Origin of the sequence: Caballeronia sp. DA-9 (genome assembly GCF_051615025.1) — a bacterium.
GTDB classification, from domain to species: domain Bacteria; phylum Pseudomonadota; class Gammaproteobacteria; order Burkholderiales; family Burkholderiaceae; genus Caballeronia; species Caballeronia sordidicola.
In genome coordinates, this window is record NZ_CP195133.1 from 1,033,373 (window position 1) to 1,046,338 (window position 12,966).

Consider the following 12,966-nt stretch of genomic DNA (forward strand, 5'->3'; position numbering starts at 1 on the left):
ATGTCTCTCGCGCGGAGTGTGATCGTCCGTGCATCTGTTGATCTTTATCGCGGAGCGCTGTTGCGGCTCGAACCGGTTGCACGGCGCCCCGCGGAAATCAGCCTTCGGCTAGCCTTTCACCGCGCCCGCCGTCAGGCCACGCACGAAGAACCGGCCGGCGACCATATAGACGAGCAGGGTGGGCAGGGCGGCAATGATCGCGGCAGCCATGTCGACGTTGTATTCCTTCACGCCGGTCGATGTATTCACGAGGTTGTTCAGCGCCACGGTAATCGGCATTGAATCCACGCCCGAGAACACGATACCGAACAGGAAGTCATTCCAGATCTGCGTGAATTGCCAGATCAGGCACACCATGAAGATTGGCAGCGATACCGGCAGCAAAATCTTCGTGAAAATGGTGAAGAAACCCGCACCGTCAATACGCGCCGCCTTCACCAGTTCCGCCGGAATGCTCACGTAGAAGTTGCGGAAGAACATGGTCGTGAACGCAATACCGTACACCACGTGGACCAGCACCAGCCCCGTTGTGGTGTTCGCAAGTCCCAGCAGGCCTTGCAGACGCGCCATGGGCAAAAGGATGGCCTGGAAGGGGATGAAGCAGCCAACCAGCAGCAGCGTGAACACGAGGTCCGCGCCACGGAAACGCCAGTGCGTGAGCACGTAGCCGTTGAATGCGCCGACTATCGATGAAATCAGCACCGCCGGGATCACCATGCGCACGGAATTCATGAAGAACGGTTCCATGCCGTCGCAACGCACGCCGGTACACGATTGCGACCACGCCTTGACCCACGGCGCGAACGTGAACGAAGTCGGCGGCGTGAGCAGGTTGCCGGTGCGCAACTGGTCGAGGTCCTTGAAGGACGTCGAGAGCATCACGTAGATCGGGAACAGGAAATACAGGGCAAACAGGATCAGCGCCGCATAGATGACGGCGCGGCTGATCGTCATCTTAGATTCCATTGCGGGTGCTCCTCGATTCCAGATACATGAGCGGCACGAGCACGGCGACGACGGTAGCAAGCATCATCATCGATGAAGCTGCGCCGAGTCCAAGCTGGCCACGGTTGAACGAAAACGTGTACATGAACATGGCCGGCAGCGACGACGACGTGCCCGGACCGCCCGCGGTCAATGCAACCACGAGGTCGAACGTCTTGATGGTGATGTGGCAGAGGATCAGCAGCACGGAGAAGAAGACCGGCCGCATGCTCGGAATCACGATCTTGCGATAAATGCGCGGCAAGGATGCACCGTCCATTTGCGCCGCCTTGAAGATCTCGCCATCCACGCCGCGCAAACCTGCAAGGAACAGCGCCATCACGAAACCGGTGGATTGCCATACGGCCGCGATCACGACGCAGAAGATGGCCTTGTCGGGGTTGCCGAGCCAGTCGAACGAAAAGCTCGTCCAGCCCCAGTCATGGAATACTTTTTCAAGCCCGAGGCCCGGGTTCAGGATCCATTGCCACGCCGTACCCGTCACGATGAACGACAACGCCATCGGGTACAGGAAAATTGCGCGCAGCGCGCCTTCATTGCGGATCTTCTGGTCAAGAAGGATGGCAAGGAAAAGGCCGAGTCCAACGCAGATTCCAATGAACGGAATGCCAAACCAGCCGAGATTCGCGGCGGACGTCCACCAGACGTCGTTGCTGAACAGCTCGGTGTATCGCTGGAAGCCGACGAAATCGTAGCGAGGCATCAGTCGCGAGTTCGTCAGCGACAGGTACCCGGTGATCAGAATAAAGCCGTACACAAACACCAGCGCGATCAACACACTGGGCGCGAGTACCAGCTTGGGAATATAAGTATCGGCAAGCGCCGCCATGGGCGACGTGCGGCGGGGCGGGGTGCGCGATGTCTTGCTCGCGATACCGCTAGGGGAGGCAGCCACTTCTCGACTCCTGAAAATTTGCCGGCAAGAGTCTCAGGCCGGAACAGGGATACAGCGGTTTTTACGATAATCAACTTGTGCTTTCGGGCGCGCACCTTCCGGAACGCGCCCGTGCGTCACAGTAAAACGCTTACTTCCGTTTCACTTCGCGCCTTACTTCGTCTTCGCTGCGTTCGCGAGAGCGGCAACTGCGCTCTTCGAATCCTGCGTCGAGTTCATGAACTTCGTGACCACGTCGGTAATGGCGCCTGCCGTTGCATCGCCTTGCGCCATGCCGTGAGCCAGCGAAGGAACATAACCACCCGACTTCAGAGCCGTTTGCTCGTCAGCGTAGGACTTCTTCGCGCAATCGTCGAACTTGGCCATCGGCACGCCCAGGCGAACCGGAATGGAACCCTTGTTCAGGCTGAACTGCTCCTGGAACTCAGGCGTCATGATGGTCTTCGCCAGCGCCAGTTGACCCGGCGTGGCATCCTTCGCGCCCTTCTGCTGGAAGAAGACGAACGAATCGACGTTGAACGTGTAAGCCTTTTCCGTGCCCGGAACCGCCACGCAAACATAGTCCGTACCCGACTTCTTGTTCGCGCCCGCGAATTCGCCCTTGGCCCAGTCGCCCATGAACTGCATGCCGGCCTTGCCGTTGATGACCATGGCGGTGGCGAGGTTCCAGTCACGGCCGGTGCGGCCGTTATCAAAGTACGACTGGACGTGGCGAACCGTGTCGAACACCTTGACCATCTGGTCGGAGCTCAGCGTCTTCTGGTCCAGATCCACAATCGCCTTCTTGTAGAAGTCCGCGCCTTGCGACAGCACGACGTCTTCCCACAAGGTCAGGTCTTGCCAAGGCTGGCCGCCTGCCGCCACCGGAACAATGCCGTTCGCCTTCATCTTGTCGGCGAGGGCGAAGAATTCCGGCCACGTGGTCGGCGCTTTGCCGCCTGCCTTGTCCAGCGCGTCCTTGTTGATATACAGCCAGTTCACGCGATGTACCGAGAACGGCGCGCCAACGTAGTGACCGCCTGCGTGCATGATCTTGTCGATTTCCGGCGGCAGGTTCTTCTTCCAGTCGCCCGTGACCGAGTCAATGTTCACCAGCACGCCCTGATCGGCCCATTCCTGGATCAGCGGACCCTTGATCTGCGCGGCGGACGGGGCGTTGCCCGAGATCACCTGCGTCTTCAGTGCGGTCATGGCCGCAGCGCCCGCGCCGCCGGCGACAGCAAAGTCCTTCCAGGTGTAACCCTGTTTGGTCATGTCGTCCTTCAACACGCCAATAGCCTTCGACTCACCGCCAGACGTCCACCAGTGCAGCACGGAAACGGCTTCTGCAGCCTGAACCGCCTGTGCCGTCACGCCGCACAACAGACCTGCAGCGCCGAGCGCGCCCATGAGCTTGCGAAATTTCATTGTTTATCTCCTCCGAACACCTGAACAAAAAACGATTGGCCCCTGATGCCGCCAGGAAGCGATGGCTGGAACTGAACAGACTTGAAGTGGCCGGAGTCGGCAATGGCAGCGGGATGAGACCGGTTGCCCCTGCAATGATCCGTGGGCGCGCCAGTCTGGCCGCAGACCGAACCTCGGCCGTACGGCTCTCAAGAGATGAGTGTGTCGAATCGCAACTGTGTCTCCTCTTTTGATTTTTGCCCGTTCACACTGGCAGGCCAGCGTGGCGTGCGTCGGGGGTTCTGCATCCTGCGGCTTTAGCCGTTGCCATGACATCACCCATGGTGAACCTTTCGGCAAAAGCGTCATTGGCGCAGGTCTATTACCATGCAACTAGACATGAATCTCCGGGAAAACACGCATGTTCTGATTGACTAAGTGTTTTTTTCCGAGATCACGTTACCCCTTGATTTGAATTGTAGTTAAACTACAATTCAGTGTCAAAAAAAATTTTATCGGACTACGGTCCTTCAGAACCCCTGCGGAGACACATGCAAAACGATTCGAATTTCACCTTCGTTCTGTTCGGCGGAACAGGCGATCTTTCGATGCGCAAGATCCTGCCGGCGCTTTTCGAAGCGCATCGTGGCGGCATGCTTGCCGAAGGCGGAAAGATCGTCGCGGTGGCCCGCGCGTCGGAAGATCGCGATGCGTATCTGAGCTGGGTCGACGAACACGTGAAGCCGCATGTATCGAAAAACGGGGTGGACGACGCGGTGTGGAAGGGCTTTCTTGATCGCATCGACTATGTGCGGCTGGATCTTGGCAAGCCGGAAGATTTCAAGCTGCTGCGCGATGCAGTGAACCGGCACGGCGGCACGCGGGTGTTTTACCTCGCGACCGGTCCGTCGCTGTTCGTGCCCATTTGCCGTGCGCTCGCCGACGTTGGCTTGAGCGAAAACGCGCGCATCGTGCTCGAAAAGCCGCTTGGGTACGATCTGAAGTCGTCGCAGGCCATCAACGACGCGGTGGGCGAAATCTTCGCGGAAGAACAGATCTACCGGATCGATCATTACCTCGGCAAGGAGCCGGTGCAGAACCTGCTCGCGCTGCGCTTCGGCAATGCGCTGTTCGAACCGCTGTGGCGTCGCGAATGGGTGGAGAGCATCCAGATCACCATTGCCGAGGAACTCGGCGTGGAAGCGCGCGGCGATTTCTACGACAATACCGGCGCCTTGCGCGACATGGTGCAGAACCACTTGCTGCAGCTTCTTTCCATCGTAACGATGGAACCGCCGCATTCCATGGACTCCGATTCCGTGCGCGACGAAAAGCTGCGCGTGCTGCGTGCGCTCAAGCCCGTCGATCCGCGCGACATCAGCAAGGTCGCGGTGCGCGGCCAATATCATTCGGGCGTGATCAAGGGCACATCGGTGCCCGCTTACGCGACCGAGCATGGCGTGCGGCCCGACAGTCACACGGAAACGTTTGTGGCGTTGAAGGTCGAGATCGAAAACTGGCGTTGGGCCGGCGTGCCGTTCTTCCTGCGCACTGGCAAGCGGCTCGCGGACCGCACGGCTGAGATTGTCGTGAATTTCAGGCCGGTGCCGCACTCGGCGCTCGGCGCCAACGCGTTGCGCGCCGGCATGAATCGTCTCGTGATCCGCCTTCAGCCGAACGAAACCATTCGCCTGTATTGCCTCGCCAAGCAGCCGGGCGAAGGCATGAATCTCGCGAGCGTGCATCTGGATCTCGCCTTCGACAAGTTTTTCAAGGAAGGGCAGATGGAGGCGTATCAGCGCCTGCTGCTCGATGTCATCAACGGCCGTCTCGCGTTGTTCGTGCGGCGTGACGAACAGGAAGCGGCGTGGCGTTATGTGGAACCGATCCTGGATGAATGGGCGGCATCGACAAAACCGCCGAAGCCTTACGCTTCGGGCACGTGGGGACCGGCTGCCGCGAGCGCGATGCTGGCGCAACACGGGACGTGCTGGCTCGAAGAAGAGAATTAAGCCCGTTCGGCATGCCGAACGGGTCGGTGGGGACGTGTTCCAGGACGTTTGTGCTGTAAACATGTTGCAATTAAAGCCGAGACAAATCCCGTCGGGCGGCGCTTCCGGGGTTTTGGAAGCGTCCACGGCGGGCGAAATGAAACCAAAACAAGGCAGCATGGAGGAGCAGTGATCCAGCTTCATACTTTTGATGAGCCAGGCGCCCAATCCGACGCATTGGCTGCAGCGGTGGGCGACGCGCTTGCCGCGACGCTCGCGGCTCGCGGAGCCGCGTCGGCGGATGCCGCCGTGTCGGGTAATCCAGCCCAGCACGCAACGCTTGCCGTTTCGGGCGGCACGAGTCCGAAGCCGTTCTTGCAAACGCTTTCCACGCATGCGCTCGACTGGGCGCATATCGATGTAACGCTCGTGGACGACCGCTGGGTGCCTGAAACGGATAGCGCCAGCAATGCGCATCTCGTGCGCGAGACGCTGCTGCAAAACTCGGCCAGCGGCGCCTATTTCCTGCCGCTCGTGGATACGAACCGTCCGCTGGACGCACACATTGCCGACCTGAACGCCGATGCGCAACGCCGCGTGCCCGACGTCGCCGTGCTGGGCATGGGTGAAGACGGCCACACTGCGTCCATTTTCGCCGATGCCCCCGAGTGGGATTTCGCGATCACCACGGCAGACCGGTTCATTTCCGTTCATCCGGGCAGCGCGCCGCATGCGCGCGTGTCGCTGTCCATGTCCGCGCTCAAGGGTGTGCAACACCTTTTCCTGTTCATCAGCGGGCAAAAGAAACTCGACGTATTGAACGCCGCGCTCGCCGCACCGCAAAAAAACGCCATCTCCACGTTGGCAAAAGCAGAAGGAGTCAGGCTCGATGTCTACTGGTGTGCAAAGTAAGGCCGTAACGATAGCGGCCGGAAGCCAGCACGCTGACGGACCCCGGCTTTTGGCTGACATCGGCGGCACCAACGCGCGTTTCGCGCTCGAAACGGCGCCGGGCGTGATTGGCGAGATTCGCGTGTATCCGGGCAACGATTACCCGGGCATTGCGGAAGCCATGCAGCAGTACCTGAAGGATACGAAAGTCAGCCGCGTGAATCATGCGGCCGTGGCGATCGCCAATCCGGTGGACGGCGATCATGTCGCGATGACCAATCACGACTGGAGCTTCTCCATTGAAGCCACGCGCCGCGCGCTTGGTTTCGACACCTTGCTGGTCGTGAATGATTTCACTGCATTGGCCATGGCGCTGCCGGGCCTGACCGATGCCCAGCGTGTACAGGTCGGCGGCGGATCGCGCCGGCAGAACAGCGTGATCGGCTTGCTTGGGCCCGGTACGGGCCTGGGCGTTTCCGGCCTGATTCCCGCCGATGACCGCTGGATCGCGCTTGGCAGCGAAGGTGGCCATGCGAGTTTTGCGCCATCGAATGAAACGGAGGACATAGTCCTGCGTTTTGCGCGCCGGAAATTTCCGCATGTATCGTTCGAGCGCGTGGCGGCGGGTCCTGGCTTGCTGCTGATTTACCAGGCGCTGGCTGAACGCGATGGCGTGGCCGTGCCGGACGACCTGGAATCGGCGAGCATCACGCAGCGCGCGCACGATGGCGAGCCGCTCGCGCTGGAAGCGGTCGATTGTTTCTGCGGCATTCTTGGCACTTTCGCCGGGAATATTGCGGTGACGCTGGGTGCGCTGGGGGGCATTTTCATTGGCGGCGGGGTGGTGCTGAAGCTGGGCGAGCTCTTCACGAAGTCGTCGTTCCGTGAGCGTTTCGAGGCGAAGGGGCGCTTCCAGCAATACTTGTCGAGTGTGCCCACGTTCATCATTACCGCTGAATACCCGGCGTTTCTGGGGGTATCGGCGATATTGTCCGAGCAGTTGTCCAATCGTGCGAATGGGGGATCGTCCGCTGTATTCGAGCGCATTCGCCAGATGCGCGATGCATTGACGCCAGCCGAGCGCCGCGTTGCTGATCTTGCGCTGAATCATCCGCGTTCCATCATCAATGATCCGATCATCGATATTGCGCGTAAAGCCGACGTCAGCCAGCCGACGGTGATTCGCTTTTGCCGCTCGCTTGGTTGCCAGGGATTATCCGATTTCAAGCTGAAGCTGGCGACGGGTTTGACGGGGACGATTCCGGTGAGCCATAGCCAGGTACATCTTGGCGATACCGCCACGGATTTTGGCGCGAAGGTTCTGGACAATACCGTTTCCGCGATCCTGCAATTGCGTGAGCATTTGAACTTCGATCACGTGGAGCGTGCCATTGATATTCTGAATGGAGCGCGCCGGATCGAGTTTTATGGGCTGGGCAATTCGAACATCGTGGCGCAGGATGCGCACTACAAGTTCTTTCGTTTTGGCATCCCGACGATTGCGTATGGCGATTTATATATGCAGGCGGCGTCGGCGGCGTTGTTGGGCAAGGGCGATGTGATTGTGGCGGTATCGAAGTCGGGGCGCGCGCCGGAGTTGTTGCGTGTGCTTGAAATTGCGATGCAGCAGGGTGCGACGGTGATTGCGATCACGTCTAGCAATACGCCGTTGGCCAAGCGTGCGACGGTTGCGTTGGAGACGGATCACATTGAGATACGTGAGTCGCAGATGTCGATGATTTCGCGCATCCTGCACCTTGTGATGATTGACATTCTGGCGGTTGGCGTAGCGATCCGCCGGGCGGTGCCGAACGTGAGTGCGGATGTCAGTGAAGCGATGACGAAGGTACGGGAAGCGGGCGATGACGACACGGGTGCGGTGTTGGATTGGCTGAGCCACGGCGCGGCGGGCATAGCTCGAGATTAAGAAAAAACGAGGTATCAACAACAAGGAATGCCGCCGATGCGAAAAGCATCGGCGGCATTTTCATTTGAAGCCGGAAATAGAACTGTCCCAACGAGCAAGCGCATGAACTAGCCCGAGAACACGGAAGGCGAAGCGTGTGGATGTAGGGATACGGAGGGGGAGGGTTTCAACTATCCAGGGTTATGCGCTGAGCGTTCTTTTGAAGTCCCAAGCAGATGTCACTGCACGCTCGGGCCTGTAGGAATGAGTGGTTGAAAGGCGTTTTCTTTGCTTCGTTTCTTTTTCGCCGTTTGGAAAAAGAAATGAAGTCCCGCCACGGACAGTGGCTAACAGTGCTAAAAAATTCAGCTAAGACGAAATGCGCGAAGACCTGAAACCAGCGCCCAAATCACCGGGTGCCACCCAAATAAAAAACGGTGCGATGCCCTTCCGGACACCGCACCGATACGCGCCTCTCGCAGCAGCGTGAAAACCAACTAAAACTAAAATTAAAGCTATAGCTATAAAAACCTACGCTTTAAAAAACCAAACTCTCTCTGTCGTTATCGCCCGGGCAAACCCGTTCAGATTAGAACGAGTGCTGGATACCGGCATAAACGCCGGATTGGCTATGACCCGGCAGCGGGTTATCGGTACTGACTGCCGTACCCGGGTTATTCGCATTCAGGCCATAGTTAGCACCCTTGCTGTTCTGTGCCGTCGCCACTTGAATATCCAGCAACGTGCGCTTCGACAGGTTATACGAGCCGCCGATCGTGTAGATCGTCGCGTTGCCTGCGCCGTTGTTGCCGTTCACGTGATACGCCGCTGCAATGATTGCAGCCGCCGGCGTTGCTTGCCACGTAATACCGCCCCATTCGTGATCGAGCGTCGTCGGCTGGCCCGGCAGAACGCCCGTTGCGCCCGAGGTACGGATCGCCTGATAAGCGCCCTGGATCTTGAACTGACCCAGGAACACGTTCACAGCAGCCGTGTACTCGCGCGATGCTGCGAACACGCCGCCTGACACGTTGCCTGCATTGATGTCGCCCGGGTTGCCGCCGTACAGGCCACCATTGTTCGCGTTGCGGATTTCATCGTACAAACCGCGGATCTGGAACAGGGGCGTCGTGTAGGTGATCTGTGCGCCTGCTTCACGGCCTTGCGGCGTTGTGCCATTACCGTTGAAGTTCGTCGCATTCGAAAACGCGTATTGACCGTAGAAGTCAAAGCCCGCGACCTTCGGCGACTGGTACGACACGTTGTTGCTCGATTGCGGCCAGTTGCGGCCACGAACCAGCGAAGCCGACGACCAGTTCGACTGACCGAACGGGTCGAAGTCCCACACGCCGTTGGAGATGAACAGTTCACGACCCAGCAAGAAGGTACCGAACTGGTCGTTGGCGACACCGACCGTCGCCCAACGATTGAAGATGCCGTTGTTGCCCGGGCCTTGACCGGTCATGGTGTTGAAGCTGCCTTCCAACTGGAACACGGCCTTGTTGCCGCCGCCCAAATCTTCAACGCCCTTCATGCCCCAGAGGCTGGTACCCCAGTCGCCGCTTTCCGCACGGAAACGGTGTCCGCTGCTGTTGGCAGCGCCGGCAGCATTCGCGCCAGTCGGCACGCCCGTCATGTATTCCAGACCAGCGTCAAGCCGGCCATAGAGCGTCACGCTACTTTGAGCGTGTGCTGCAACGCCGACCGTCAGCAGCGAAGCCGCGAGCAAAGCTTTCTTCATCATCTCCTCCAACCCTGTCAAAAAATAGAAGCCCAAGTGCGGCGGTAGTGGTTCAGCGCCAGCGCGCCAAACCGGAAACTATTTAGAGGGGTGACACGCGAAGGGGCGGTGTCCGTGATTCAGACGGTTAAAGAGGCCGCCCACGTCACAACCGACCCGTCGGATCGGTGTCTCCTCAGTTCTTTTTGAAGTAAAACTACTTTTAATGAACTTCGTTTCCGTACTTTGATTACTAATTTAGCAAAATACCTTTGTGCCGCCAAGAAAATTGTTGTCTGGCTACTTTCTGTCTCGAAAATGCAATGGTTGGTGTGTTGTGAGTTCGCACAAAATGACGCAAATAACGCCTAAAGGCTTATGCGATAAGGCAGTGCGAGATTTGAGGGCTTAACGCTATGGATTGCATCTATTGACTGGGGGATGCATCTGCGGCTAAAGCGCGAACGCTAAAAAAACGCCACATGTTTAGAGATTCAAACTAAAAAAGCGCCCGTCAGGACGCTTTTGAATTTGATCTATATCAGCAGATGGAAACCTTGTAGTTTTACTTCAGACTTCCCGACAGGAACTGCTTCAGCCGATCGCTGCGCGTATTTCCAAAGACCTCGTCGGGGTGACCTTCCTCTTCAATCAATCCCTGGTGCAGGAATATCACGTGGTTGGACACATTGCGGGCGAATGCCATTTCGTGCGTGACGACGATCATCGTGCGGCCCTCTTCGGCTAGCGTCTGCATGACCTTCAGGACTTCGCCCACGAGTTCGGGATCGAGCGCGGAAGTGGGTTCGTCGAAGAGCATGACGTCGGGATGCATGGCGAGCGCCCGTGCAATGGCCACGCGCTGCTGTTGGCCGCCCGACAAGTGCGACGGATATTGCTTTTCCAGCCGCGGCGCGAGCCCGACCTTCTCGAGATATTTGCGCGCGCGGTCCTGGGCCTCCTGTTTCGATAACCCCAGCACCTTCACCGGCGCTTCCATCACGTTTTCGAGCACGCTCAGGTGCGACCACAGATTGAAGTGCTGGAACACCATGGAAAGCCGCGTGCGCATGCGCTGCAACTGTTTGGGTTCGGCTACTTTCAGCGCGCCGAATTTGTCCTTGAGCGTACGGATTTCCTCGCCGTCGACAAAAATCCGGCCCTGGTTCGGCTGCTCGAGAAAGTTGATGCAGCGAAGCATCGTGCTTTTACCCGACCCTGACGAGCCGATCACGCTGATTACGTCGCCAGCCTTCGCCTTCAGCGACACACCCTTGAGGACTTCGTGATCGCCATACTGCTTATGAAGGCCATCGACGAAAAGCTTGGTTGCGGGAGAGTTCATGTGTGCCTGATCCATGAGGCTTATTTACCTTGCGGCCGCAAGTAAGCGAGCCAGCGATGTTCCGCGCGGCGGAACATCCACACGAGCGCAAACGAAATGCATAAATAAAGCAGTCCGGCGATGCCGAACGCCTGGAACGATTGATACGTGGCCGAGTTCACATCGCGGGCGATCTTGAGGATGTCCGGCACGGTCGCCGTGAACGCAACCGTGGTTGCGTGCAGCATCAGGATCACTTCGTTGCTGTAATAGGGAAGCGCCCGCCGCAATGCCGAGGGCAGGATGACGCGCCGGTACAGCGTGAACGACGACATGCCATACGCGCGCGCGGCCTCGATCTCGCCATAAGGCGTGGCGCGAATGGCGCCGGCGAAGATTTCCGTGGTGTATGCGCACGTGTTCAGCGTGAACGCGAGCAGCGTGCAGTTCATGCCGTTGCGGAAAAATTCGTTGAGCAGGACGTGATCGCGGACCACTTGCAGGCTGTAGAGGCCCGTGTAGCAGAGCAGAAGCTGAACGTAGAGCGGCGTGCCGCGAAAAATATACGTGTAGACCCAGACGCCGCGCGAGAGCAACTTGTTCTTCGACACCCGCGCGACCGCGAGCGGAATGGACAGACAGAAGCCGAGCACGATCGATACAACCAGCAGCCACATGGTGATGGCAAGACCGGTGATGCGATAACCGTCGGTGAAAAGATAATTGCGCCAGTATTCCTGGATGATTTCGAGCATGGATTCCGCCGCGTGGGATGTGCCGGGTTTCTTTTAGGAAGCGTGATCGGTGCCGTGGCCTATAGATCGGCCTTGCGCACGCCGGAGGAATAGCGCTTTTCCAGCCACATCAGCACGAGATTCGACAGTGTCGTGATGACGAGATAAACGGCGCCCGCGAGCAGCGTGAAAAAGAAGAACCGCAACGTGCCCTTGCCGGCGTCCTGCGCGGCCTTGACGACATCGGCGAGACCGATGATCGACACCAGCGCCGTCGCCTTCACCATCACCTGCCAGTTATTGCCAATGCCGGGCAGGGCGAAACGCATCATCTGCGGAAACATGATCCGCGAGAAGGTCTGCCACGGCGTCATGCCATAGGCCGCGCCCGCTTCGAGCTGGCCGCGCGGCACGGACAGGAACGCGCCGCGGAAGGTTTCGGTGAAATACGCGCCGTAGATGAAGCCGAGCACGATCACGCCGGCCACGAACGGATCGATATCGATCTGGTCCCAGCCAAGCAAGTCGGTCAGATGATTCAGCCAGATCTGGATGCTGTAGAAGAGCAGCAGCATGAGCACGAGATCGGGGACGCCGCGCACGAGCGTGGTGTAGACCGTGCCGACGCCCGACGAGATGCGGTTGCGCGACAACTTCGCCGCCGCCCCGATCAGGCCGATCACGAATGCGAACACGAGCGACAAGACCGCCAGCTTGACGGTTTGCCATGTGCCCGAGAGGATGAGCGGCCCGTAGCCTTGCAGAAACATGGTGATTCCTTGATGACGTGCGCGTCGGCGCTGGCTTTTTGCCTTGTGCCCGCGCCTTTGCCTGTTCAGCCGCGCTTTTTGCCCGGATTGCGTTCAGCCGCTTTCTACTAGCGCGTTTGCGGCCCGGCGGATGTCCGGTCCTTCGCGCCTTTGCCTTTGGTTTGCGCTTTCGCTCCGTTCCGTTCCACCCGTCGCCGGCGTGCCCCGCGTGCCGTAAGCAGGCTCGGGCGATGCCTATTCTAGATGTCCAAAATTGGTGCGCAGTATTTGAAAGGCTGTTGAAAAGATAAAAAGCGCTTTCTGGCTGGCGCGTGGAAGGATGTCCAAGGCAGCTTTCGGGGTTC

Annotated in this window: 10 protein-coding genes; 3 read left to right on the forward strand and 7 right to left on the reverse strand. The window is 58.7% G+C overall.

The window, feature by feature from the left end; genetic code table 11:
* Positions 1-108: 108 nt before the first annotated feature.
* From ACRWA7_RS20860 to ACRWA7_RS20870, 3 genes are all read right to left on the reverse strand, one after another.
* Entirely contained in the window at positions 109-966 is an 858-nt protein-coding gene (locus tag ACRWA7_RS20860; RefSeq protein ID WP_075643223.1) for a carbohydrate ABC transporter permease, read from the reverse strand.
* Entirely contained in the window at positions 956-1,834 is an 879-nt protein-coding gene (locus ACRWA7_RS20865; RefSeq protein ID WP_438396725.1) for a carbohydrate ABC transporter permease, read from the reverse strand. Before ACRWA7_RS20865 ends, ACRWA7_RS20860 begins: the two co-directional genes overlap by 11 nt.
* A 219-nt stretch (positions 1,835-2,053) precedes the next feature.
* Positions 2,054-3,307: an ABC transporter substrate-binding protein gene (locus ACRWA7_RS20870; protein ID WP_060817075.1), complete on the reverse strand. Its 1,254-nt coding sequence runs from the start codon at positions 3,305-3,307 to the stop codon at positions 2,054-2,056.
* Positions 3,308-3,837: 530 nt separating this feature from the next.
* Between ACRWA7_RS20870 and zwf the strand changes: the two genes are divergently transcribed.
* The 3 genes from zwf (at position 3,838) to ACRWA7_RS20885 (ending at position 8,095) form a co-directional block, all read left to right on the forward strand.
* Positions 3,838-5,298, forward strand: a complete 1,461-nt coding sequence (zwf, locus tag ACRWA7_RS20875) for a glucose-6-phosphate dehydrogenase (protein WP_438395838.1) — start codon at positions 3,838-3,840, stop codon at positions 5,296-5,298.
* Between the two features lie 168 nt (positions 5,299-5,466).
* Positions 5,467-6,189, forward strand: a complete 723-nt coding sequence (pgl, locus tag ACRWA7_RS20880; protein WP_438395839.1) for a 6-phosphogluconolactonase — start codon at positions 5,467-5,469, stop codon at positions 6,187-6,189.
* Complete coding sequence (locus ACRWA7_RS20885) at positions 6,167-8,095, forward strand: bifunctional transcriptional regulator/glucokinase (RefSeq protein WP_438395840.1); 1,929 nt, start codon at positions 6,167-6,169, stop codon at positions 8,093-8,095. The genes pgl and ACRWA7_RS20885 overlap by 23 nt, the downstream gene beginning before the upstream one ends.
* 568 nt (positions 8,096-8,663) lie before the next feature.
* Here ACRWA7_RS20885 and ACRWA7_RS20890 read toward each other — a convergent pair.
* The 4 genes from ACRWA7_RS20890 to ACRWA7_RS20905 form a co-directional block, all read right to left on the reverse strand.
* Positions 8,664-9,815, reverse strand: a complete 1,152-nt coding sequence (locus ACRWA7_RS20890; RefSeq protein ID WP_060817071.1) for a porin — start codon at positions 9,813-9,815, stop codon at positions 8,664-8,666.
* 544 nt (positions 9,816-10,359) lie between these two features.
* The gene (locus tag ACRWA7_RS20895) at positions 10,360-11,139 is read right to left on the reverse strand and encodes an ABC transporter ATP-binding protein (protein ID WP_060817070.1); all 780 of its coding nucleotides are present in this window, start codon (positions 11,137-11,139) and stop codon (positions 10,360-10,362) included.
* A 20-nt stretch (positions 11,140-11,159) separates the two neighbouring features.
* Entirely contained in the window at positions 11,160-11,873 is a 714-nt protein-coding gene (locus ACRWA7_RS20900; RefSeq protein WP_438395842.1) for an ABC transporter permease, read from the reverse strand.
* Positions 11,874-11,932: 59 nt separating this feature from the next.
* Positions 11,933-12,622, reverse strand: coding sequence for an ABC transporter permease (locus tag ACRWA7_RS20905; RefSeq protein ID WP_060817068.1), 690 nt, complete (start codon positions 12,620-12,622; stop codon positions 11,933-11,935).
* Positions 12,623-12,966 lie beyond the last annotated feature (344 nt).